Source organism: Streptomyces sp. NPDC051183, assembly GCF_040682455.1.
Taxonomy (GTDB): domain Bacteria; phylum Actinomycetota; class Actinomycetes; order Streptomycetales; family Streptomycetaceae; genus Streptomyces.
Genome location: NZ_JBFBBA010000009.1, coordinates 123631 through 146134, shown reverse-complemented (window position 1 = coordinate 146134; position 22504 = coordinate 123631). Strand labels below are relative to the sequence as shown.

25 protein-coding genes and 1 pseudogene are annotated in these 22504 nt (G+C 72.5%); 16 read left to right on the top strand and 10 right to left on the bottom strand.

Going from position 1 to position 22504, the window contains the following annotated elements:
* The first annotated feature begins 73 nt into the window (after positions 1-73).
* Together fdxA and dapC are read left to right on the top strand one after the other, a co-directional pair.
* The gene (fdxA, locus tag AB0M99_RS10725) at positions 74-409 is read left to right on the top strand and encodes a ferredoxin (protein WP_365918743.1); all 336 of its coding nucleotides are present in this window, start codon (positions 74-76) and stop codon (positions 407-409) included.
* Between the two features lie 118 nt (positions 410-527).
* Positions 528-1625: a succinyldiaminopimelate transaminase gene (gene dapC, locus AB0M99_RS10720; protein ID WP_365918741.1), complete on the top strand. Its 1098-nt coding sequence runs from the start codon at positions 528-530 to the stop codon at positions 1623-1625.
* A gap of 87 nt (positions 1626-1712) precedes the next feature.
* Here dapC and AB0M99_RS10715 read toward each other — a convergent pair whose 3' ends face one another.
* Both AB0M99_RS10715 and AB0M99_RS10710 read right to left on the bottom strand, forming a co-directional pair.
* Positions 1713-2081, bottom strand: a complete 369-nt coding sequence (locus tag AB0M99_RS10715) for an ATP-binding protein (RefSeq protein WP_365918739.1) — start codon at positions 2079-2081, stop codon at positions 1713-1715.
* Between the two features lie 274 nt (positions 2082-2355).
* Complete coding sequence (locus AB0M99_RS10710; RefSeq protein WP_365918737.1) at positions 2356-3330, bottom strand: hypothetical protein; 975 nt, start codon at positions 3328-3330, stop codon at positions 2356-2358.
* An 87-nt stretch (positions 3331-3417) separates the two neighbouring features.
* Between AB0M99_RS10710 and dapE the strand changes: the two genes are divergently transcribed.
* On the top strand, positions 3418-4497 hold the full coding sequence (gene dapE, locus AB0M99_RS10705) for a succinyl-diaminopimelate desuccinylase (RefSeq protein WP_365918735.1): 1080 nt from the start codon (positions 3418-3420) through the stop codon (positions 4495-4497).
* A 64-nt stretch (positions 4498-4561) separates the two neighbouring features.
* On the top strand, positions 4562-5320 hold the full coding sequence (locus AB0M99_RS10700) for a TIGR00730 family Rossman fold protein (protein WP_365918733.1): 759 nt from the start codon (positions 4562-4564) through the stop codon (positions 5318-5320).
* A gap of 67 nt (positions 5321-5387) precedes the next feature.
* Here AB0M99_RS10700 and folP read toward each other — a convergent pair whose 3' ends face one another.
* Positions 5388-6248: a dihydropteroate synthase gene (folP, locus tag AB0M99_RS10695; RefSeq protein ID WP_365918731.1), complete on the bottom strand. Its 861-nt coding sequence runs from the start codon at positions 6246-6248 to the stop codon at positions 5388-5390.
* An 82-nt stretch (positions 6249-6330) separates the two neighbouring features.
* Here folP and AB0M99_RS10690 point away from each other — a divergent pair, with 82 nt between their 5' ends.
* Both AB0M99_RS10690 and AB0M99_RS10685 read left to right on the top strand, forming a co-directional pair.
* Entirely contained in the window at positions 6331-6648 is a 318-nt protein-coding gene (locus AB0M99_RS10690) for a DivIVA domain-containing protein (RefSeq protein ID WP_365918729.1), read from the top strand.
* On the top strand, positions 6645-7223 hold the full coding sequence (locus AB0M99_RS10685) for a DNA-3-methyladenine glycosylase I (RefSeq protein WP_365918727.1): 579 nt from the start codon (positions 6645-6647) through the stop codon (positions 7221-7223). Before AB0M99_RS10690 ends, AB0M99_RS10685 begins: the two co-directional genes overlap by 4 nt.
* Positions 7224-7236: 13 nt before the next feature.
* Here AB0M99_RS10685 and AB0M99_RS10680 read toward each other — a convergent pair whose 3' ends face one another.
* Entirely contained in the window at positions 7237-8040 is an 804-nt protein-coding gene (locus AB0M99_RS10680) for an enoyl-CoA hydratase-related protein (RefSeq protein WP_365918725.1), read from the bottom strand.
* A gap of 333 nt (positions 8041-8373) precedes the next feature.
* Here AB0M99_RS10680 and AB0M99_RS10675 point away from each other — a divergent pair, with 333 nt between their 5' ends.
* Complete coding sequence (locus tag AB0M99_RS10675) at positions 8374-8541, top strand: DUF3117 domain-containing protein (protein WP_003966491.1); 168 nt, start codon at positions 8374-8376, stop codon at positions 8539-8541.
* 101 nt (positions 8542-8642) lie between these two features.
* Here the strand turns inward: AB0M99_RS10675 and AB0M99_RS10670 are convergent, their stop codons facing one another.
* Positions 8643-9305, bottom strand: a complete 663-nt coding sequence (locus AB0M99_RS10670) for a class I SAM-dependent methyltransferase (RefSeq protein ID WP_030385883.1) — start codon at positions 9303-9305, stop codon at positions 8643-8645.
* Positions 9306-9494: 189 nt separating this feature from the next.
* On the opposite strand from AB0M99_RS10670, the gene sigE reads away from it, so the two are divergent.
* The 5 genes and pseudogenes from sigE to AB0M99_RS10645 all read left to right on the top strand — a co-directional run bounded on the left by sigE (position 9495) and on the right by AB0M99_RS10645 (position 13802).
* Positions 9495-10274: an RNA polymerase sigma factor SigE gene (sigE, locus tag AB0M99_RS10665; RefSeq protein ID WP_365918723.1), complete on the top strand. Its 780-nt coding sequence runs from the start codon at positions 9495-9497 to the stop codon at positions 10272-10274.
* Positions 10271-10708, top strand: a pseudogene (locus tag AB0M99_RS10660) (zf-HC2 domain-containing protein); the annotation flags it as partial. The gene sigE and the pseudogene AB0M99_RS10660, both read left to right, overlap by 4 nt.
* A 341-nt stretch (positions 10709-11049) precedes the next feature.
* On the top strand, positions 11050-12372 hold the full coding sequence (locus AB0M99_RS10655; protein ID WP_365918722.1) for a trypsin-like peptidase domain-containing protein: 1323 nt from the start codon (positions 11050-11052) through the stop codon (positions 12370-12372).
* 116 nt (positions 12373-12488) lie between these two features.
* Positions 12489-12944 (top strand): sec-independent translocase, encoded by a 456-nt coding sequence (locus tag AB0M99_RS10650; RefSeq protein WP_365918720.1) that lies wholly within the window; start codon positions 12489-12491, stop codon positions 12942-12944.
* 138 nt (positions 12945-13082) lie between these two features.
* The gene (locus AB0M99_RS10645) at positions 13083-13802 is read left to right on the top strand and encodes a hypothetical protein (protein WP_365918718.1); all 720 of its coding nucleotides are present in this window, start codon (positions 13083-13085) and stop codon (positions 13800-13802) included.
* A gap of 69 nt (positions 13803-13871) precedes the next feature.
* On the opposite strand, the gene AB0M99_RS10640 is transcribed toward AB0M99_RS10645, so the two are convergent.
* The 3 genes from AB0M99_RS10640 to AB0M99_RS10630 form a co-directional block, all read right to left on the bottom strand.
* Positions 13872-14987 (bottom strand): Mrp/NBP35 family ATP-binding protein, encoded by a 1116-nt coding sequence (locus AB0M99_RS10640; protein WP_365918865.1) that lies wholly within the window; start codon positions 14985-14987, stop codon positions 13872-13874.
* 96 nt (positions 14988-15083) lie between these two features.
* Positions 15084-15611 (bottom strand): DUF1003 domain-containing protein, encoded by a 528-nt coding sequence (locus AB0M99_RS10635; RefSeq protein WP_365918863.1) that lies wholly within the window; start codon positions 15609-15611, stop codon positions 15084-15086.
* Positions 15612-15771: 160 nt separating this feature from the next.
* Positions 15772-17043 (bottom strand): CBS domain-containing protein, encoded by a 1272-nt coding sequence (locus tag AB0M99_RS10630; RefSeq protein ID WP_365918716.1) that lies wholly within the window; start codon positions 17041-17043, stop codon positions 15772-15774.
* A gap of 177 nt (positions 17044-17220) precedes the next feature.
* Here AB0M99_RS10630 and AB0M99_RS10625 point away from each other — a divergent pair, with 177 nt between their 5' ends.
* The gene (locus AB0M99_RS10625) at positions 17221-18024 is read left to right on the top strand and encodes a hypothetical protein (protein ID WP_365918714.1); all 804 of its coding nucleotides are present in this window, start codon (positions 17221-17223) and stop codon (positions 18022-18024) included.
* 86 nt (positions 18025-18110) lie between these two features.
* On the opposite strand, the gene AB0M99_RS10620 is transcribed toward AB0M99_RS10625, so the two are convergent.
* Both AB0M99_RS10620 and AB0M99_RS10615 read right to left on the bottom strand, forming a co-directional pair.
* A complete protein-coding gene (locus AB0M99_RS10620) occupies positions 18111-18623 on the bottom strand; it encodes a hypothetical protein (protein ID WP_365918712.1) in 513 nt (170 codons plus the stop codon).
* A gap of 31 nt (positions 18624-18654) precedes the next feature.
* Positions 18655-19779 carry a magnesium and cobalt transport protein CorA gene (locus AB0M99_RS10615; protein WP_365918710.1) on the bottom strand — a complete coding sequence of 375 codons (1125 nt, stop codon included), beginning with the start codon at positions 19777-19779 and terminating at the stop codon, positions 18655-18657.
* 367 nt (positions 19780-20146) lie between these two features.
* Between AB0M99_RS10615 and AB0M99_RS10610 the strand changes: the two genes are divergently transcribed.
* From AB0M99_RS10610 to AB0M99_RS10600, 3 genes are all read left to right on the top strand, one after another.
* A complete protein-coding gene (locus tag AB0M99_RS10610) occupies positions 20147-20731 on the top strand; it encodes a suppressor of fused domain protein (protein ID WP_365918708.1) in 585 nt (194 codons plus the stop codon).
* Between the two features lie 70 nt (positions 20732-20801).
* Positions 20802-21446 (top strand): DUF6758 family protein, encoded by a 645-nt coding sequence (locus tag AB0M99_RS10605; protein ID WP_365918706.1) that lies wholly within the window; start codon positions 20802-20804, stop codon positions 21444-21446.
* Between the two features lie 181 nt (positions 21447-21627).
* Complete coding sequence (locus AB0M99_RS10600; protein WP_365918704.1) at positions 21628-22494, top strand: PHP domain-containing protein; 867 nt, start codon at positions 21628-21630, stop codon at positions 22492-22494.
* Positions 22495-22504: the final 10 nt, after the last annotated feature.

Below are 22504 nucleotides of genomic sequence, written 5' to 3'. Positions count from 1 at the left end.
ATACTAGGTGCGGGCATCGACGACGCCGCGCTCCCGCGCGATATGGAAAGCCCTACCGAGGAGGAACGAGAGCGTGACCTACGTCATCGCGGAGCCTTGTGTCGACGTCAAGGACAAGGCATGCATCGAAGAGTGCCCCGTCGACTGCATCTACGAGGGCCAGCGGTCCTTGTACATCCACCCGGACGAGTGCGTCGACTGTGGTGCGTGTGAGCCGGTCTGCCCGGTCGAGGCCATCTTCTACGAGGACGACACCCCGGAGGAGTGGAAGGACTACTACAAGGCGAACGTCGAGTTCTTCGACGAGCTCGGTTCGCCCGGTGGTGCCTCCAAGCTCGGCCTGATCGAGCGCGACCACCCCTTCATCGCCGCGCTTCCCGCCGACATCAACCCCGCTGCTGAGCACTGAGGGTCTACGGCATGAGCGCCCCTCGGTCCCGTCCGGCCTTCCCGCCGCACGGGACCGAGGCGTTTTCCGAACCGCCAACCCGTCTTCGGACCGGCACCCAGAGAGAGCAGAGAACCTCGTGGCCGCAGTATCCGCCCGCCTTCCCGTCTTCCCCTGGGACAAGCTGGAGCCGTACAAGGCGACGGCGGCGGCCCACGCGGACGGCATCGTCGACCTGTCGGTCGGCACCCCCGTGGACCCGGTGCCCCAGCTGATCCAGCGCGCCCTCGTCGAGGCCGCGGACTCCCCGGGCTACCCCACCGTGTGGGGCACGGCCGCCCTGCGCGACGCGATCACCGGGTGGGTGCGGGGCCGCCTCGGCGCGAGCGCCGCCGGGCACCGCAACGTCCTGCCGGTCGTCGGCTCCAAGGAGCTGGTGGCCTGGCTGCCGACCCAGCTCGGCCTCGGCGCCGGGGACAAGGTCGCCTACCCCCGGCTCGCCTACCCGACGTACGAGGTCGGCGCACGGCTGTGCGGCGCCGAGGCCGTCGTCTACGACGACCCGACGGAGCTCGACCCGGCCGGCGTGAAGCTGCTGTGGCTCAACTCCCCGTCCAACCCCACCGGGAAGGTCATCCCCAAGGAAGACCTCGTCCGGATCGTGGCCTGGGCGCGCGAGCACGGGATCCTGCTCTTCAGCGACGAGTGCTACCTGGAACTGGGCTGGGAGGCCGAGCCCGTCTCCGTCCTCCACGACGACGTGTGCGGCGGTTCGTACGAGGGCATCGTCGCCGTCCACTCCCTGTCCAAGCGGTCCAACCTGGCGGGCTACCGGGCGGCCTTCGTCGCTGGTGACGCGGACGTGCTCGGCGAACTGCTCCAGATCCGCAAGCACGGCGGCATGATGACCCCGGCCCCGGTCCAGGCGGCCACGGTGGCGGCGCTCGGCGACGACGCGCACGTCGAGGAGCAGCGGGGGCGCTACGCCGCCCGGCGCGCGGCCCTGCGCACGGCACTGGAGGCGCACGGCTTCCGCGTCGAGCACAGCGAGGCCAGCCTCTACCTGTGGGTGACCCGCGACGAGCCCTGCTGGGACACCGTCGCCCACCTGGCCGGACTGGGCATCCTGGTGGCCCCCGGCGACTTCTACGGCGAGGCGGGCGCGAAGTTCGTGCGCGTCGCCTTCACGGCCACCGACGAGCGGGTCGAGGCGGCGGTCAAGCGCCTGGCAGGCTGAGCCGGCGCGCGCCGCGTCACACACCGCGCGAGAACGCCCGAGGGGCCGGGAGTTCGTGCTCCCGGCCCCTCGGCGTTCCCGCGGCGGTCAGCCGCCCAGCGGCCCCACGGGCAGCGTGCTCACCGGCAGGCTGCCGACCGGCAGCGCCTGCGCGGCCTGCAGCGCGGACCCGGCCGGCGGCAGCCCGCCGAGCAGGGCCGCGGCGGGGTCGGCGGCCTTGGCGGCGGTGCCGGTGGCGTCCGAGGCCGTGTCGCCGGCGGTGTTCGTCGCCGAGTCCGTGGTGGCGGTCGCGGCACCCGTGGCGTCCGGGGAGGTGAGCGCGCCCAGCTGCGGCAGCTGCGGCACGGACTCCAGGCCCGCGGCGCTGGCCGCGCCGGCCGCACCGACCACGGGAGCTGCCCCGGCTGCGAGCAGCAGCGCGGTACGGGCGATCCGGCGGGTCAGGGGGAGGGACATGATGCTCCTAAGCGGTAGCGGCTGAGTACGCCGTGTACAACCGCTCACGGGGCGGGTGGAGTTGCGGAGCCGGTGGGTAAAGGATCAGTAACGCATCGTTTAATCGGCTTCCGCGACAAGCTCATTGGATGCGCGCCGACCTGCGCTTGTACCCTCTCCGGACCCCCGCGGCCCGCCTCCCGGGTCACCCCCGTACGGGGGACGGTCCGCACGCCTGAGCGGGCGGCCGCCCGGGGTGCGGGTCGGCGGGCCGGCGGGCCGGCGGATCAGCGGATCAGCGGTTCACGAAGATCCGTACCTCGGCCGGGACCGCGTTGTGCGGATCGCCGTCACCGGACTTGCCCGGGCCGCCCTTGTCCTGCCACCGGCCCTTGGCCTCGCCGGCGATCCAGCCCTTCCACCCGTACGAGACCCGGGAGATGTTCATCCCGCGGGCATTGGCCACCGCCCACTGGGCCATCACCCGGGTGGTGCGCTGCGCGGCCTCGCCGGCGTCCTGCTTCTCCACCAGGGAGATCTCGGCCTCCTTGACGCGGCCGCCCCCGTCCTGCGCGGGGCCCGGCTCCGGCGGCATCGTGTGCAGCCCGCTCTGGCCGAAGATCCGGGCCAGGTCCGCCCGTACCTTCTGCGGATCGCCCGGCCCGGTGGGCGGCGGCCCGCCGCAGCTCACCTCGCCGCTGCCCGCGAGGGCGCCGGTCAGCACGATCGCGTCCGGCTCGTGCTTCGCGTACGCCTGCGGGAAGCCGCTGCGCTGGACCTTCTGCGCGGCGACCGTCAGGGGGAGCCTCGAATACCCCTTGATCTCCGCCAGACGGTCGTAGAAGATCCCGGCCGAGTACACCGGGTCCATGATCTGCTCCGGCGTGCCCCAGCCCTGCGAGGGCCGCTGCTGGAACAGCCCGAGCGAATCCCGGTCGCCGTGGTCGAGGTTGCGCAGCGAGGACTCCTGCATCGCGGTCGCGAGCGCGATGGTCACCGCCCGGTCCGGCAGGCCCTTGGCGACGCCCACGGCCGCTATCGTCGCCGCGTATCCGGCCTGCTCAGGGGTCATCTCGTAGGTCCGCAGGGCCCCCTCGCGGCCCGGGTCCGCGCCCTCCCGCACCGAGGCCGTGCAGTACGGCGCACCGCCACCGCCGGTCGACTCGCGTTGCACGATGAAGTAGCCGGCGAGCGCGAGCAGCACGAGCAGACCCGCGGCCGAGCGCATCGGCCTGCGGCGGCGGGGGCGGGGGCGGGGGATCTCGGACACGCGGCCCACCGTACTTGAGCCATCCGGCGCGTCCACCGGCCGGACGTACGGCCCGGTGCCACAGCCCGGGGCATTAGGGTCAGGAGCATGTCCGAATCCGAGCTGGACCTCACCCTGGACGCCGCCGAGCTGACCGCCCGGCTCGTCGACATTCCGTCCGTGAGCGGCGACGAGAAGGTACTCGCCGACCTGGTGGAACACGCGCTGCGCAACCTGCCACACCTCACCGTGGACCGGTACGGCAACAACGTGGTTGCCCGCACGGACCTCGGACGCGCCGAGCGGGTCGTACTCGCAGGCCACCTGGACACCGTGCCCATCGCCGACAACGTGCCCTCGCGCCTCGACGAGAACGACGTCCTGTGGGGCTGCGGCACCACCGACATGAAGTCCGGCGTCGCCGTGCAGCTGCGCATCGCCGCGACCGTGCCGGAGCCCAACCGGGACCTCACCTTCGTCTTCTACGACCGGGAAGAGGTCGCCGCCGACCTCAACGGCCTCGGCAAGGTCGCCGAGGCCCACCCCGACTGGCTGACCGGCGACTTCGCCGTACTGCTGGAGCCGTCCAACGCCGAGGTCGAGGGCGGCTGCCAGGGCACCCTGCGCGTGCTGCTGCGCACGGCCGGCGAGCGCGCCCACTCCGCGCGCAGCTGGATGGGCTCCAACGCCATCCACTCGGCGAGCCCGATTCTCGCCAAACTCGCGGCGTACGAACCGCGCAAGCCGGTCATCGACGGCCTGGAGTACCACGAGGGCCTCAACGCGGTGCGCATCGAGGGCGGAGTCGCCAACAACGTCATCCCCGACACGTGCACGGTCACCGTGAACTTCCGCTACGCCCCGGACCGCAGCGAGGCCGAGGCACTGGCCCACGTACGGGAGGTGTTCGCGGACTGCGACATCGCCGAGTTCGTGGTCGACGACTCCTCCGGCGGCGCCCTCCCCGGCCTCTCGCACCCGGCGGCCGCCGCCTTCATGGAGGCCGTGGGCGGCCGCGCCATGCCCAAGTTCGGCTGGACGGACGTCTCCCGCTTCAGCGCCCTGGGCGTCCCGGCGGTCAACTACGGCCCGGGCGACGCCCTGCTGGCCCACAAGGTCGACGAACGGGTCGAGACGAAGGCGATCCTGCACTGCGAGGAACGACTCCGCGCCTGGCTGACCTCCTGAATTCCGCTTGCCGTCACCTTTGTGCGCCTAACCTGATCCAACGATCAGCAGGAGGGAGCACGTCATGGGCAACCCTGAAGGTTCGGCTCGCCGTCGGCCCGAGGAGCAGCAGCTCGGGCCGGTGCTGCGCAGGCGGAGCCAGGTACAGGCGGGCAGTACGACGGACCAGCGGCTGCTGGATTCCGCCGGGCCCTCCGAGTGGGTGCACACCGATCCCTGGCGGGTCCTGCGCATCCAGTCGGAGTTCATCGAGGGCTTCGGCACGCTCGCGGAGCTGCCGCCGGCGATCAGCGTGTTCGGCTCGGCGCGGACCCCGGCGGACTCGCCGGACTACGAGGCCGGCGTACGGATCGGGCACGCCCTGGTGGACGCGGGCTTCGCGGTGATCACCGGTGGCGGTCCGGGCGCGATGGAGGCGGCCAACAAGGGCGCGCGGGAGGCCAACGGCATCTCGGTGGGCCTGGGCATCGAGCTCCCCTTCGAGCAGGGGCTCAACCAGCACGTGGACCTCGGGCTGAACTTCCGGTACTTCTTCGTCCGCAAGACGATGTTCGTGAAGTACAGCCAGGGGTTCGTGGTGCTGCCGGGCGGTCTCGGCACCTTGGACGAGCTGTTCGAGGCGCTGACCCTGGTCCAGACGCAGAAGATCACCCGCTTCCCGATCGTGCTCTTCGGCACGGAGTACTGGAGCGGGCTCGTCGACTGGCTCCGCAACACGGTGATCGCGCAGGGCAAGGCCTCGGAGAAGGACCTCTACCTCTTCCACGTCACGGACGACGTGGACGAGGCCATCGCGCTCGTCACGAAGGAAGTCGGGAAGTAGGAGGCGCAAGCCCGGGCGGCCCCGGCCGGCCCGGGCCCAGGCCCGGGCCGCGAGCCGGCGCGGCCTCCTAGGCCAGACCCCGGCGGGCGACCGCCGGGGGGCGGTGGCCCTGGATGGACGCGACCATGTCGACGATCTGCTTCGTCTCCGCGACCTCGTGGACGCGGTAGACCTGGGCGCCCAGCATGGCCGAGACGGCCGTCGTGGCCAGGGTGCCCAGCAGCCGCTCCTTGACCGGCTTGTCGAGGGTCTCGCCGACGAAGTCCTTGTTGGACAGGGAGACCAGGACCGGCCAGCCCGTCTCCGCCATCTCGCCGAGCCGGCGCGTGGCCTCCAGGGAGTGGCGGGTGTTCTTCCCGAAGTCGTGACCCGGGTCGATCATGATCGCGTCGCGCCGGACGCCGAGCGCGGCCGCGCGCTCCGCCAGCCCGACCGTGACCCGCAGGATGTCCGCCATCACGTCGTCGTACTCGATCCGGTGCGGCCGGGTGCGCGGTTCCACGCCGCCCGCGTGGGTGCAGACGATGCCGGCGCCGTAGCGCGCGGCGACCTCGGCCAGCCGGGGGTCCACCCCGCCCCACGCGTCGTTCAGCACGTCGGCCCCCGCCTCGCAGACCGCCTCGCCGACCTCGTGCCGCCAGGTGTCGACGCTGATCACCACGTCCGGGTGGCGGCGGCGCACCTCCGCGACGAAGCCGACCGTACGCCGGACCTCCTCGGCCGCGTCCACGTGCTCGCCGGGGCCCGCCTTGACACCGCCGATGTCGATGATCGCGGCGCCCTCGGCGACCGCCAGCTCCACCCGGTCCAGCGCGGGGGCGTCGCGGAACGTCGCGCCCTGGTCGTAGAAGGAGTCAGGGGTCCGGTTCACGATGGCCATGATCACCGGCTCGTGGGTGTCGAACTCGCGCCTGCCCAGTCGCAGCATCCTGCTCTTTCCTCCTTCGGCGGCCCTTGCGCCTCGCCTGCGACCTTAACCTGGTGGCCGGAGTCTCTCAGGGGAGTTGATCGTGTTCTGGTTCTTGCTGATCGCGCTGGTCGTGGTCGTCGCCGCGGTCACCCTCGCGGTGGTCGGCGGCGGCTCGGAGGCCGTGCTCCCGGAGTCCGACCCGGACCGGGTGGCCGACGGGCTGCCGGAGAACCGCCCCGTCGTCCGGGCGGACATCGACGCGCTGCGGCTCCCGGTCGCACCGCGCGGGTACCGGATGGCCGAGGTGGACGACGTACTGGAGCGCCTCGCGGCGGAGCTGGCGGAGCGCGACGCCCGGATCGCCGAGCTGACGGCGGGCCCGGCCCGGGGCGTGGACCTGGGCAAGGCCGGGCAGTGACCGGCGGAGCGCTCGCGGGTCCGGACGGCGGGCTGCGGTGCCCGTGGGCGCTGTCCACCGAGGACTACATCGCGTACCACGACACGGAGTGGGGGCGTCCGGTCCACGGGGACGACGCCCTGTACGAGCGGCTGTGCCTGGAGGCGTTCCAGTCGGGGCTGTCGTGGCTGACGATCCTGCGGCGCCGGGAGGGCTTCAGGAAGGCCTTCGCCGGTTTCCTGATCGCGGAGGTCGCGGAGTTCGGCGACGGCGACGTGGAGCGGCTGCTGGCGGACGAGGGCATCATCCGCAACCGCGCCAAGGTCGAGGCGACGCTGGCGAACGCGAAGGTCCTGGCGGGCTGGGAGCCGGGCGAGCTGGACACGCTGGTCTGGTCCCACGCCCCGGAGCCGGGCCGGGCCCCGAGGAGCACCACCGAGATCCCGGCGGTGACCCCGGAGTCCACGGCCCTGGCCAAGGCCCTGAAGAAGGCCGGCATCCGCTTCGTCGGCCCGACGACGGCCTACGCACTGATGCAGGCCTGCGGCCTGGTCAACGACCACCTGGCCCGCTGCGTGTCCCGCGGGCCGGCGTGACCGTACGGGGGTCTCAGCGGCCCAGGTAGCGCGGGGGCTGCTTCGCGAGGAAGGCCTGGACGGCGATGGAGTGGTCCTCGGAGGCGCCCGCGCGGGTCTGGAGGGTGTCCTCGTGCTCCAGGGCCTCGCGCAGGGAGTGGTCCGCGCCGTACGCCAGGGACTCCTTCAGGGCCGCGTAGGCGACCGTCGGGCCCTCGGCGAGGCGGCGGGCCACGGCCTCGGCCTCGGCGCGCAGGGAGTCCGCGGGGACCAGGCGGTTGACGATGCCCAGGTCGTAGGCCTCCTGCGCCTTGACCGAGCGGGGGAAGAGCAGCAGGTCGGAGGCGCGCGAGGCGCCGATCAGGCGGGGCAGCGTCCAGGAGACGCCGGAGTCGGCGGTCAGGGCGACGCCGGCGAACGAGGTGTTGAAGGACGCGGTGTCCGCGACGACGCGGAAGTCCGCCGCCAGCGCGAAGCCGAAGCCGGCCCCGGCCGCGACGCCGTTCACGCCCGCCACGACGGGCTTCGGCATCTCGGTGAGCGCCCGCACGATGGGGTTGTAGTGCTCGGAGACCGTGCTCATGGTCAGCTCGGAGCCGCTCTCGCGGTCCGCCGCCAGGTTCCCGATGTGCTCCTTGAGGTCCTGGCCGACGCAGAAGGCCCGGTCGCCCGCCGCCGTCAGCAGGACGGCCCGTACCGCGGGGTCGCCGGCCGCGGCCTGGACCGCGTCGCGCAGGGCGACCTTCGCCTCGGTGTTCATGGCGTTCATGGCGTCGGGACGGTTGATCGTGATGATCGCGAGTCCGTCGGTCACTTCGTAGAGCACGCTGTCGGCCATGGCAGGGGGTCCCCCTTCGTCGCGGGCTTGGCTACCGGCCGGTACTGGCCGGTACAAGGGTCAGCATGGCGGACCGGAGCGGGCCCGCACATGTGATGTGCGTCAAAGAAACCGGACGCCGTTCTCCGGGAGCAGCGGCGAAGTATCGCAGGCCCGTCCCCGAAATGAGTGGTTTTGGCCGAGCGCGTTGCGCAAGCGTTCCCGGCCGATGTTGGTCATCGGGTCCTGACATGCGGGATAATGGCCAAGAAGCAATGTGTTCGATGCCGGGCACTAGGCGCCTGAATGGGGCCGTCGGCTGACGATGAACTGGTTTCAGGAAGGGGAACGAGCATGGCGGCCATGAAGCCGCGGACGGGCGACGGCCCGCTCGAGGTCACCAAGGAGGGGCGGGGCATCGTCATGCGCGTACCGCTCGAGGGCGGCGGTCGGCTCGTCGTCGAGCTGACTCCTGACGAGGCGGACGCCCTGGGTGACGCCCTGAAGAAGGTCGTCGGCTGATCAGTCGGCGCCAGCTGGAATCTCTGCACTGCCCCGGTCGCCCATGGCGCCCGGGGCAGTGTTGTTTCCGCGTGCGGGCGATCCGACGCGGCGCGGTACCCCTAGCGCCGGACCGCGCACAGCAGGCCGTCGCCCACCGGCAGCAGCGCGGCCTCCAGGGCCGGGCTCTCGCGGACGCTGCGGAGCAGCTCGCGGACGCGGAGCACCTCCACCGGCTGGGCCGCGGAGTCGACCGTACGGCCGTCGGAGAAGACCCCCTCGAAGCACACCAGCCCGCCGGGGCGCAGCAGGCGCAACGATTCAGCGAGGTAGTCGAGGGACTCGGACGGGTCTCCGTCGCAGAAGACGAGGTCGTACCCGCCGTCGGCGAGCCGGGGGAGCACGTCGAGGGCGCGGCCCGGGATGAAGCGGGCCCGGTTGCCCGCGAAGCCGGCGGCGCGGAAGGCCTGGCGCGCGAAGGCCTGCCGGTCGGCCTCGGGATCGACGGTGGTCAGCACCCCGTCGGGGCGCATGCCGTGGAGGAGGTGGATGCCGGAGACTCCGGTTCCGGTGCCGATCTCCGCGACCGCCTTGGCGTCCGCGGTGGCGGCGAGCAGGCGCAGCGCGGCCCCGGTGCCGGGGGAGACCGAGCGCAGGCCCGCCTCCCTGGACCGGTCGCGGGCCCACCGCAGAGCGTCGTCCTCGGCGACAAACGCGTCGGCGAACGCCCAGCTCGTCTGCCGGTTGCCGGTAATGACCCTCTCCTGTCCCCATAGTTGGCGCAACGGTGACTGTATCCGCTGGAGTCGGGAACCCGCAGATGGGACCGGGCGTTGTGAGCAGTAGAGAGACGATCGAGGCGGGATAGACAGGACGCTGCCGGGCAGATCGACGGCCGGGGGCCGTTCCTGGGCCTCGGACCCGTGCAAAGTTAATGCAAAAATGCTTATCCAGAGCTGACGGAGGGGGTGGCTATGGTAGGGACTCCACTGGACACCACCAGAGCCGACAGGGGAGGTGCGGCTGCGCCTGTGGATCGTGGGGGCGTCTTCAGACGTCTCTTCTGGTCGGCGGGTGAGCCGAAATCCGTGACCTACATTGCTGACCGCTTCCACACCGCAGACACCGCAACCACCGCGACCTTTGCCGCCGATGCGGGCTCCCAGGCGTGGACCCCTCCTTCATGGGAGGAGATCGTCAGCACGCACAGTGCGCGGGTCTACCGTCTCGCCTACCGGCTGACGGGTAACCAGCACGACGCCGAGGACCTGACGCAGGAAGTCTTCGTCCGCGTGTTCCGCTCGCTGTCCACGTACACGCCCGGGACGTTCGAGGGCTGGCTGCACCGGATCACCACGAACCTGTTCCTGGACATGGTCCGCCGCAAGCAGCGCATCCGCTTCGACGCGCTCGCCGACGACGCCGCCGAGCGGCTGCCGAGCCGTGAGCCGTCCCCCCAGCAGGTGCTGCACGACACCCACTTCGACGCGGACGTGCAGCAGGCGCTGGACACCCTCGCTCCCGAGTTCCGCGCAGCCGTCGTGCTGTGCGACATCGAGGGACTGTCGTACGAGGAGATCGCCGCGACGCTCGGCGTGAAGCTCGGCACCGTGCGCAGCCGTATCCACCGGGGCCGCTCGCACCTGCGCAAGGCGCTCAAGCACCGGTCCCCCGAAGCCCGTGCGGAGCAGCGCGCGCTGGCGGGAGTGGCGGTGGGCGCGCCGGGCGCCGGGGGAGAGGGCGGAGCCGAGTGAGCGGAGCCAGTGCGTCCCCGTCGCCCGCCGAACAGCACCTCGGCGACCGTCTCGCCGCCCTGGTGGACGGAGAGCTGAGCCATGACGCGCGCGAGCGGGTGCTGGCCCACCTGGCCACGTGTGCCAAGTGCAAGGCCGAGGCCGATGCGCAGCGCCGGCTGAAGACCATGTTCGTGGAGAGCGCGCCGCCCCCGCTGTCGGCGGGACTTCTGGCACGCCTTCAGGGGCTGCCCGGCGGCGGTCTCGACGGCCCTTCCGGCCCGCCCGGTCCCCCCGTGTCCCCGGGAGCGGATCCGTTCGCCTCCTTCCGGTACCCCGTGCCGATCACCCCGCAGCAGCAGGGCTTCCGGATCCATGAGGTGGGCCGCCCGCGGCGCCGCTTCGCCTTCGTGGCGGCCGGGGCCGTGTCGCTGGCCGCCATCGCCCTGGGCGGCTCGCTGCCGCCGGACACGCTCGACCCGAACGTACGGGGAGAGGCCCCGGCCTCGCGGCCCGGTCCGGCGGTGCCCCTGTCGGTGCCGGTGACCGATGCCGTGGCCCGGGACCGGCTGCCGAGCCCCGGGGTCGTGCCGACCCTCGTACGCTCCGCTGAGGCGCTCCCGCCCGTACAGCCGTCGCCGTCCACGTCGGCCCGTCCGGTGTCCCTCTCGCGCTGACTCAGGCGGCGCCGCCCGCCGCAGCCCCCTCGTGGCCCGGACCGGAAGGCTCCGGGCGACGGCGGTGCCGGACCTGATTGAATCGGCGGGCAGAAGCGATACGCACGCGGGGAGCGGCCATGTCCGACAGTCAGCAGACCGACCCGGCTCCGGCTCAGGTTCCGGGCCCTCGGTGGTGGAGCCGCCCCGACGAGCCCGTGGACGCGCCCCCGGCACCCGCACCGGACCGGGACCGGCCGCTGTCGCCGGACCTCCCCGCCCCGCGGACCGCGCCGCGCTACGACCCCTGGGCCGACCGGCCGCTCCAGGTGGTGGACACCGGCCGGCCGCACCGCGGCTTCCGCCTCTGGCAGGTCCTGGCCCTCGCCCTCGGTACGGCCCTCCTCGCCGGCGGCATCGGCGGATACGCCGGGGTCCTCGCCGAGCGGGAGGCCAACACCCGCCTGGAGCTCCCGCAGGCGGCCGCCGTCGCCGACAAGGGCCGGGCCCCCGAGAGCGTGGCCGGGATCGCCGCCACCGCCCTGCCCGGCGTGGTGACCCTGCACGTCAACGGCGGGGAGAGCAGCGGCACGGGTACCGGCTTCGTACTCGACCAGCAGGGGCACATCCTCACCAACAACCACGTCGTCGCCGGCGCCAAGCAGATAACCGTCACCTTCAGCACCGGCGACAGCGTCACGGCCGAGCTGGTGGGCCGCGACAGCGGCTACGACCTGGCCGTGGTCAAGGTGAGCGGCGTACGGGGCCTGCAGCCCCTGAGCCTCGGCAACTCCGAGAACGTCAAGGTCGGCGACCCGGTCGTGGCCATCGGCGCCCCGTTCGACCTCTCCAACACCGTCACCGCCGGCATCATCAGCGCCACCGGCCGCCCCATCACGGCCGGCGGCGACAAGGGCGACGGAAGCGACATCAGCTACGTCGACGCCCTGCAGACGGACGCCCCCATCAATCCCGGCAACTCCGGCGGTCCGCTCCTCGACTCCGCTGCCCGGGTGATCGGCATCAACAGCGCCATCCGCGGCGCCGACAAGGGCGGCGACAGCGGCGACGGGGCCCGCCAGAGCGGCAGCATCGGCCTCGGCTTCGCCATCCCGGTCAACCAGGGCAAGCGCGTGGCCGAGGAGCTCATCCGCACCGGCCGCGCCACGCACCCCGTCATCGGCGTCACCCTCGACATGCGCTACGAAGGCGACGGGGCCCGCGTCGAGGAGAAGGGCGAGGGCGGCAAGCCGGCCGTCACGCCCGACGGGCCCGGCGCCAAGGCGGGCATCCAGCCGGGCGACGTGATCACCAAGGTCGACGGACAGCGGGTGCACGGCGGCGACGAGCTGATCATCAAGATCAGGGCCCACCGGCCCGGCGACCCGCTGCGCCTCACCGTGCTCCGGGACGGCCGGGAGCGCACCCTGGAACTGGTCCTCGGTTCGGCGAACGGATCATGACGAGCGGGTGAAAGCAGAGCTGAGCCGCCATTGAGCCGGTACTGGTGTATTGGCCTGCGGACAACCCCGGGTACCGTGTGTCGGGCCTGAAGTGAAGAGAGCCGAGGAGCGGCAAGGTGTTCAACGACATAGGCGCACTCGAGCTGGTCACGATCGTGGTGCTCGCCATTCTCATCTTCGGCCCGGACAAGCTGCCCAAGGTCATCCAGGACGTCACGGGCTTCATCCGGAAGGTCCGCGCGTTCTCGGACAATGCCAAGCAGGACATCCGCTCCGAACTGGGCCCCGAGTTCAAGGACTTCGAGTTCGAGGACCTGAACCCGAAGACCTTCATCCGCAAGCAGCTCTCCGAGAACGAGGACGTCAAGGAGATCCGCAACAGCTTCGATCTCCGCAAGGAGCTGAACGACGTCACCGACGCCGTCAACGGCCGCGAGAGCGACGCCGCGCCCGCCGCCCCCGCCTCCGCCGGTGCGTCCGCCACGCCCGCCGGTACCGGCCCGGACATGCTGAAGAAGCCCGCCGCTCCGGCCGCTGACCAGCGCTCTCCCTTCGACGCCGACGCCACCTGAGTTCCAGCCTGCCCGGGGATCCGGGGTCGGATGGCTATCCTCCATCTGTCCGGACGCAGGACGCCCGAGGGAGGGGGTCCCCCCAGCGCAGCGAGGGGGAGGGCCGCTCCGGACCCCACGGAACGAGAGGCCGCTCAGATGGAGACGACGAGCAGTAGCCGGGTAGGGGCACAAGCCCCCGAAGCCCCGGCCCCCGCCGCCGCACCCCCGCAAGCAGAACCGGCGCCCCCGCCGCCCCAGGAGGCCGCCGCGCCCGTCCCGGCGGCCCGCCGGGCGGTCGAGGGGTACCTGCGGGCCGATTTCCCCTGGTACGGGCTGGACGGGGCCTTCACCGGCCCCCGCTGGCTCATGCAGGTCGGCACCGGCGCGGACGGCACCGTGGAGCACGGCTCCACCGGCCACGGGGACGAGCCCTCCGCGCGCGGCGAGATCGCCACGGGCGAGAAGGAGCGCTTCGCGGTGGTCGTCACGGTGGCGAGCAACCCGCTGCGCCGCAGCGGCGACGGTACGGGCGTCCTGGAGGCCACGTCGGTCTCCTCGGCCGCCTGGCTGGCGGGCTCGGGGCTGCTGGCCTACAGCTGGCCCGGGCAGATGGACCACACCCTGCGCGACGACTGGCTCGACCAGCAGACCGAGGCCGCCTGGGAGCTCGCCGACGCGCTCGACGGCGAGGACTGGTCGACGCTGTCCCTGCCGGTCGACGGCGAGCCGACGCCGTTCCACTACCGCGAGTCCGAGTTCGGCTGGGTCCTCGCCGGGTCCACCCGGGGCGGGGTCCACCTGGGCGCGTACGGGCGGGGCATGAGCGCGTACGGGCTCGGCTTCTCGGTCATCGGGGACCTGACCTCGTACGAGTGACGAGCCGCGCGTGAGCAGCAGCGCGAAGGGCCCCGCCGACGCATCGGCGGGGCCCTTCGCGCTACTGCCTCAGAACTTGTTGCGCGGCGTGATGCCGAGCGACATGCCCGCCAGGCCGCGCGCGCGGCCGCCGAGCTTGCCCGCGATGGCGCGCAGTGCGGCGCCGGCCGGGGAGTCGGGGTCGGACAGGACGACCGGCTTGCCGTCGTCGCCGCCCTCGCGCAGCCGGACGTCGATCGGGATCGAGCCCAGCACCGGCACCGTCGCGCCGACCGTCTTGGTCAGGCCGTCGGCGACCTTCTGGCCACCGCCGGAGCCGAACACGTCGACCATCTCGTCGCAGTGCGGGCAGGGCAGCCCCGACATGTTCTCGACCACGCCGACGATCTTCTGGTGCGTCTGCACGGCGATCGAGCCGGCCCGCTCCGCGACCTCGGCCGCGGCCTGCTGGGGGGTGGTCACGACGAGGATCTCGGCATTGGGCACCAGCTGCGCCACGGAGATCGCGATGTCGCCGGTGCCCGGCGGGAGGTCCAGCAGCAGCACGTCCAGGTCGCCCCAGAAGACGTCGGCGAGGAACTGCTGGAGCGCGCGGTGCAGCATCGGTCCGCGCCACACCACCGGCGCGTTGCCCGGGGTGAACATGCCGATGGAGATGACCTTCACGCCGTGCGAGGACGGCGGCATGATCATGTTCTCGACCTGCGTCGGGCGGCCCTCGACGCCCAGCATGCGCGGCACGCTGTGGCCGTAGATGTCCGCGTCCACGACGCCGACCTTCAGGCCGTCGGCGGCCATCGCCGCCGCCAGGTTGACGGTGACGGAGGACTTGCCGACACCGCCCTTGCCGGACGCGACCGCGTAGACGCGGGTCAGCGAGCCCGGCTTGGCGAAGGGGACCTCGCGCTCGGCGGTGCCGCCGCGCAGGGTCGCCGCCAGGTCCTTGCGCTGTTCGTCGCTCATCACGTCGAGGGTGACGGAGACCGAGGTGACACCGGCGACGCGCTCGACGGCCTCGGTGACGTTCCTGGTGATGGTCTCGCGCATGGGACAGCCCGACACCGTCAGGTAGACGGTGACGGCGACCGAGCCGCTGTCGCCGATCTCGACCGATTTGACCATGCCGAGCTCGGTGATGGGCCGGTGGATCTCGGGGTCGTTCACCGTCGCCAGCGCGTCCAGGATCGCATCCTGCTCGGGCACTGCGGCGGCGTCGGCGGAGCTTGTGTCGATAGCCATGCCCCGATGGTACGGCTCGGTAGCGTGCCGCAGGAAAGGCCGCTAGCGGTCGCCTTCGTCACTCTCGAGCGGGAATAGACGACGCTCGTCCATCTCCTTGATCAGGTCCTGGAACTCCGACCTGATCCAGTCGCGCGTGGCGACCTCGCCCAGGCCCATCCGCAGGGCCGCGATCTCCCGCGTCAGGTACTCGGTGTCGGCCAGCGAGCGCTCGTTCTGCTTGCGGTCCTGCTCCAGGTTGACCCGGTCGCGGTCGTCCTGCCGGTTCTGCGCGAGCAGGATCAGCGGAGCGGCGTACGAGGCCTGCAGCGACAGCATCAGCGTCAGGAAGATGAACGGGTACCGGTCGAACTTCAGGTGCTCCGGCGCGAAGATGTTCCACAGCACCCAGACGATGATGACGAACGTCATCCAGACGATGAACCGGCCCGTGCCGAGGAACCGCGCCACCCGCTCCGACAGCCGCCCGAACGCCTCCGGGTCGTACTCGGGCAGCAGCCGACGGCGCGCCGGGCGCGGCTGGTCGAGGCGGACCCGCGAGCGCGTCAGCGCGCTCGCCCCGGTGGACAGGCCGGCCTTCGCCCGCTCGCTGCGCTCGAAGGAGGAACGTTCCGCCCGCTCCGCTGCCGCCTCCGCCAGCCCCGCCTCGCGCGCCTGCGCCCGCGCCTGCTCGCGGCGCTCCCGGATCTGCTCCCGGCGCCGCTCGCGCGACTGGTCGCCGCGCCCCCGTTCAGTGGCCACGCACGGCCTCCTCGGAATGGAAGTCCGTCTCCCGCCAGTCGTCCGGCAGCAGGTGGTCCAGCACGTCGTCGACGGTGACCGCGCCCAGCAGGGAGCCGCTCTCGTCGACCACGGGCACCGCGACCATGTTGTACGCGGCGAGGTAGCTGGTCACCACCGGGAGCGAGGCGTCCGGCCGCAGCGGCGGCAGGTCCGTGTCCACGATCGAGCTGACCAGGGTGAACGGCGGGTCGCGCAGCAGCCGCTGGAAGTGCACCGTGCCCAGGTACTTGCCCGTCGGCGTCTCGTCCGGCGGCCGGCACACGTACACCTGCGCGGCCAGCGCCGGCGACAGGTCCGACTGCCGTACGCGGGCCAGCGCGTCCGCGACGGTCGCGTCGGGCCGCAGCACGATCGGCTCGGTGGTCATCAGACCGCCCGCCGTCCGCTCCTCGTACGACAGCAGGCGGCGCACGTCGGCCGCGTCGTCCGGCTGCATCAGCGTCAGCAGCCGCTCCTTGTCGTCCTCCGGCAGCTCCGAGAGCAGGTCGGCCGCATCGTCCGGGTCCATCGCCTCCAGGACGTCGGCGGCGCGCTCCTCCTTCAGCTTGCCGAGGATCTCCACCTGCTCGTCCTCGGGGAGCTCCTCCATGACGTCCGCGAGCCGGTCGTCGTCGAGGGCGTTGGCCACCTCGGCGCGCCGCTTGGGCGTCAGGTGGTGCAGTACGTTCGCCACGTCGGCCGGGCGCATCTGCTCGAAGGTGGCCACCAGGTTCTCGGCGCCCTGCCCGTGCTCCTCCAGGGAGAAGCCCGTCACCGCCGACCACTCCACGGTCAGGGTCTCGCCCCGTCGGCGCAGCGCCCCCGACTTGCCCTTCCGTACGAAGATCCGGTCGATCTCCCAGTCCCGGCGGGCCGGCAGCTGCTGGATGGCCACGTCGAGGACGGTGACCTCCTCGTCGTCCGCGACCAGCCGCACCCGGCGGTCCAGCAGTTCGCCGAGGATCAGCCGCTCGGTGGGCCGCTGCTCGAAGCGGCGCATGTTGACCACGCCGGTGGTGATGACCTGGCCGGACTCGACGCCCGTCACCCGGGTCATGGGGAGGAAGATGCGCCGGCGGCTGACGACCTCGACCACCAGGCCCAGCAGCCGCGGCGGGCGGCCGCCGACCCGGAGCATCGCGACGAGGTCGCGGACGCGGCCGACCTGATCGCCGTTGGGGTCGAACACGGGCACACCCGACAGATGCGAGACGAAGATCCGCGGGGCGCCTGCAGCCATCCGAGCGCCTCCTAGAGCGTCAATCAACAGTCGTGCCGCCCCTCAGGCTAGCCCTTGGCGCACGAGGCTGCGCTGGTGGGGCGGTCCGCTCAGGTGTCCCCACGCGGGCGCGGCCGCCCCCGTACGTGCGGGTACGCTGCCTGCTGCCCGCAGACGACCGACGAGAGGCACCCGCCCGTGACCGCCTACTTCCCTGCCGCCCGGCTGCGCAGGGCCGCCTTCGTGGGCGCCCTGTGCGCGGGTCTGGCCGTCGTCGGCACGGGCTGCGGGGCGGACCCCGACGAGGGTACGAACGGGGTCGGCAAACTCTCCGCCGAGCAGATCGAGGGCAAGGCCAAGGAGGCGGCCACCGGGGCCGAATCGGTGCACCTGTCCGGCACGCTCGTCAGCGGCGGCAAGTCCTTCACCCTCGACATGCGGCTGAAGTCAGACGGCGGCTCCGGCGAGGTGAAGTCGCAGGACGACACCTTCCAGCTGCTGCGGGTGGGGGAGCAGCTCTACCTCAAGGCGAGCGCCGCGTTCTGGGGCCAGTCCGAGGCCGCCGGCAAGCTCGGCGACAAGTACGTGAAGGTGCCCGAGGGCGACCCCTCCTACAAGCAGTTCCGCGGCTTCACCGACATGGACGTCCTGCTGGACGGTCTCCTCGGACTCGACGGGAAGCTCGCCAAGGGCGACTACACCAAGGTCGGGCCCACCCGCGCGGTCCAGGTCACGGCCGACGAGGGCAAGGGCGGCAAGCTGTCGGTCTCCCTGGAGGGCACGCCCTACCCGCTGCTCATGGAACGCGCGGGCGGCGCCGGCCGGGTGGTCCTCGCCGAGTGGGGCAAGGCCTTCCCGCTCGCCCCGCCCGCGCAGGACCAGACGGTGGACTACGGCTCCCAGCTGCCCACCACCAAGGAGCAGCAGGACCAGGACGGCGGGCCCAAGCCCTCCGCCACCCCCAAGGCCTCGGGTGGCCAGGGAGCCTCCCCGAAGCGGTAGGAAGAGCGGGATCGGCGGACGTGGCGGGTCCCCGACGGCTGGGGGTGTCTGGCGGATCATGGCCGGCCCGGCCCGCCCGGCACCCCCTAGCGGGCCGCCTTCTTGCGCTTGAGCAGCAGCTTCGGCACGCCCGCCGGGACCGGCTTGCGGGTCGTCGCCGGGGAAGGCAGCGGGGCCGCGGCCAGCGACCCGCCCGGCAGCTCCGTGCGCACCGACTCCGGCTCCAGGCGCAGCAGCCGGCACTCCCGCGCCCAGCGCGCGGTCATCTCGTCCGAGTCGGGCGCGTTCAGCCGCTTGCCCTTGAGCTCGGCGACCGCGGCCTCCCACTGCTCACCGCCGGGCACGAGCTGCCGTACGGTCGCGGTCCAGGCGACGAGCCGCCCGCCCTTGTCCTTGCTGCGCACGGTCACCTCGGCGGGCGCCCCGTCCGCCAGTTCCGGGAACGGCTGCTCGCCGGGGCCGTCGCCCAGCACGTGGGCCGCGCCGTCCACCCAGGCGTGCCACAGGGCACGGTCGGCCCCGCTGCCGCGGACCCAGATGAGACCGGACTTCTTGGTGGCCTCCTCGACGAGGGCGAGGTCGAGCGCGCTGAGAGTCATGCGCACAGGGTAGGGGGTCCCCCTCGACTCCCTACAGCCAGCCGTGGCGCCGCAGGGTGCGGTGGATCGTGAAGCAGATGCCGACGATCGAGGCCATCACCATCGGATAGCCGTACCGCCATTGGAGCTCCGGCATGTGCTCGAAGTTCATCCCGTACACGCCGCAGATCATCGTGGGCACGGCGATGATCGCCGCCCAGGAGGTGATCTTGCGCATGTCCTCGTTCTGCGCGACCGTCGCCTGCGCCAGGTTGGCCTGGAGGATCGAGTTCAGCAGCTCGTCGAAGCCGACGACCTGCTCGTGCACCCGCGCCAGGTGGTCGGCGACGTCGCGGAAGTACTTCTGGATGGCCGGGTCCACCAGCCGCATCGGCCGCTCGCTGAGCAGCTCCATCGGCCGCAGCAGCGGGGCGACAGCCCGCTTGAACTCCAGCACCTCGCGCTTGAGCTGGTAGATGCGCCCCGCGTCACCGCCGCGCGCGGCGCCCTTGGCGGGAGCGGCGAAGACCTCGCTCTCCACCTCGTCGATGTCGTCCTGCACGGCCGCGGCCACCGCGATGTACCCGTCGACGACGTGGTCGGCGATGGAGTGCAGTACGGCCGAGGGGCCCCGCGAGAGCAGTTCGGGGTCGTCCTGGAGGCGGTGGCGCAGGCTCTTGAGGGAGCCCTGGCCGCCGTGCCGGACGGTGATGACGAAGTCGGGGCCCGTGAAGCACATCACCTCGCCGGTCTCCACCACCTCGCTGGTGGAGGTCAGTTCGGCGTGCTCGACGTAGTGGATCGTCTTGAAGACGGTGAACAGGGTCTCGTCGTAGCGCTCCAGCTTCGGCCGCTGGTGCGCGTGCACCGCGTCCTCGACGGCGAGCGGGTGCAGCCCGAAGGTGGCGGCGATCCCGGCGAACTCGGCCTCGGTCGGCTCGTGCAGGCCGATCCACGCGAAACCGCCGTACTCGCGTACCCGGCGCATCGCCTCACGGGGCGTCAGGCAGGCCGCGGCCGGCTCCCGCGCGTCGCGCCGGCCGTCGCGGTACACGGCGCAGTCGACCACGGCGCTGCTGGCCGACGGGTCGCGGGTGGTGTCGTAGCCGGGCTGTACGGGGGTGGACCTGCGCAGCGCCGGGCGGACGGCGGCACGGAGGTAGGGCAGCATCGACATGGCAGGCTCCTTCGCACGCACGGCTGCGGACCGTACGGGTGGGAGACCCTCCTGGGCCGCCGGCGGGCAGGCCTGGTCAGCCGGGAGGGAAGCAGGACGGGAGGACAAAGTTCTGCCGTCGCTCTTCTACTGATCAGAAGATCACAAGGGGCGTGAATCGCCCGACAGGGAAGTGGAAGAGCGATTGGTACTGCACGATCGACTTCGATCCACCGCAGCCCCACCTCCTCCGGCCGGTCCCCCGTGGAGGACGTCCTGTTGCCGCGGGCCCCGCTGCGTGCGGCCCCGGCCAGCTGTCAACACTAACAGCCGACGGATGGTCAAGACCCGCCCTTTACCCGGCTGATACGAGTTCTATGCTCGCTCCATGGCAGAAATTCTGGCTCTCGTCGAGGCCCGGCTGCGCACCGCGTTCGGTGAACCCGACGCCCGCGCCGCCGTCACCTTCCTGGGCACCGACCGCATCGAAGTCCTCCGCTTCGCCGAGGGAGACCTCGTGCGGTACGCGACGCTCGGCATGTCCGCGCACCCGATGACCGACCCGACGGCCGTGGTCGCCGACCCGGTGCGCGGACCGCGCGCCGAGCTCGTGCTGACCGTACGGGCGGGGCTGGCGGCCACCGACAAACTGCTGCGGCCGCTCGCGGTCCTGGCCGCCTCGCCGATGGTCGAGGGGCTGATCGTCGCCCCGGGGGCCTCCCTCGACGTGGGCGAACCGCTGTGGGAAGGGGCGCCGTTCAGCTCGGTGCTCGTGGCGGAGCCGGGCGGGCTGGTGGAGGACCTGGAACTCGACGACCCGATGGACCCGGTGCGCTTCCTGCCCCTGCTCCCCATGACGGCCAACGAGGCGGCCTGGAAGCGCGTGCACGGCGCGGCCGCCCTCCAGGAGCGCTGGCTCGCGCGCGGCACGGATCTGCGGGACCCTCTGCGCAGCGCGGTCGCTCTGGACTGAGCGGTGTCCGGCCCCCGGACGGGTGATCGCGTCTTGACGGGGCGCCGGGCGGGGAGGAACGTGGCTTCTTATGAGGGGCGAACCAAGTTGCCCGAAGTGCGGTGGCCGGGTCAGGGCGCCCGGGCTCTTCGCCGACTCCTGGCAGTGCGCGGTGCACGGTTCCGTGCACCCCTTGCAACCCGTCATCCCACCGAGCGTCGAAGGCCTGGGCGTGGTGGTGCACCGGGCCCAGGTGCCGGTCTGGATGCCGTGGCCACTGCCGGTCGGGTGGCTGTTCACCGGGGTCGCGTCGGCCGGTGACGACCGCAGCGGGGGCCGGGCCACGGCCGTGGCCTGCTCCGGACCCGGGCCGCTGGGCGGCATCGGCGAGCTCCTGCTGATCGCGGAGGAGCTGGGCGTCGGCCTCGGCGCGCGGTACGCGGGCATCGACGGCCCGGATCCCGGCACCTACATGGACGTATCGACGCCGCCGCACGCCAAGGTGGTCGCGGCAGGCCGGCCGACGCCGCTGTGGCACGTCAAGGGGGCCCCCGACGACCGGGCCGTCTTCGCGGGCGAGGCACGCGGGCTGTGGCTCTGGGCCATCCTCTGGCCGGAGCAGTCCGGCCTGCTGATGTACGACGAGCTCGTCCTCACCGACCTGCGCGACGCGGGAGCCGAGGTCGAGCTCCTTCCGTGCGGGGCGCTGAGCCCGCGGGTGCTGGGCCCGAGCTAGCCGGGCCCGGGCCGGGCGGGCCCGGGCAGGGTGGGCCCGGGCAGGGTGGGCGCGGGCCAGGTGGGCGCGGGCCAGGTGGGCCCGGGCAGGGTGGGCGCGTTGCGTAGGGGACCTTGAGGACCTTGGGCCCGGTTATCCTGGAGTGTCCCCCCGTTCGACCGAAACACCCTGGAGCTCGGCTGTGCGCATCGACCTGCACGCCCACTCCACGGCTTCCGACGGGACCGACAGCCCCGCCGAGCTGGTGCGCAATGCCGCCGGGGCCGGGCTGGACGTCGTCGCGCTGACCGACCACGACACCGTGCGCGGGTACGCCGAGGCCATCGCCGCGGTGCCCGCCGGGCTGACGCTGGTGACCGGCGCGGAGCTGTCCTGCCGGCTCGACGGCGTCGGGCTGCACATGCTCGCGTACCTCTTCGACCCCGAGGAGCCCGAGTTCGCGGCCGAGCGGGAGCTCGTACGGGACGACCGCACGCCCCGCGCGCAGGCCATGGTCGGCAAGCTGCAGGCGCTGGGCGTCGGCATCACCTGGGAGCAGGTGGCCCGGATCGCCGGTGACGGCTCCGTGGGCCGCCCGCACATCGCCACCGCGCTCGTGGAGCTCGGCGTCGTACCCACCGTCTCGGACGCCTTCACCCCCGACTGGCTCGCCGACGGCGGCCGCGCCTACGCGGAGAAGCACGAACTCGACCCCTTCGACGCCATCCGCCTGGTCAAGGCGGCCGGCGGCGTCACCGTCTTCGCGCACCCGGCCGCCGTCAAGCGCGGCCAGTGCGTCCCCGAGGACGCGATAGCCGCCCTCGCCGCGGCCGGTCTCGACGGCATCGAGGTCGACCACATGGACCACGACGCCGCCACCCGCGCCCGGCTGCGCGGACTGGCCGGCGAGGTCGGCCTGCTGACCACCGGGTCCAGCGACTACCACGGCAGCCGCAAGTCCTGCCGTCTCGGGGAGTACACGACCGACCCCGAGATCTACGGCGAGATCACGCGCCGCGCCACCGGGGCCTTCCCCGTTCCCGGCGCGGGCGGACGCACCGGCGCCTGAGCGAGCGCCG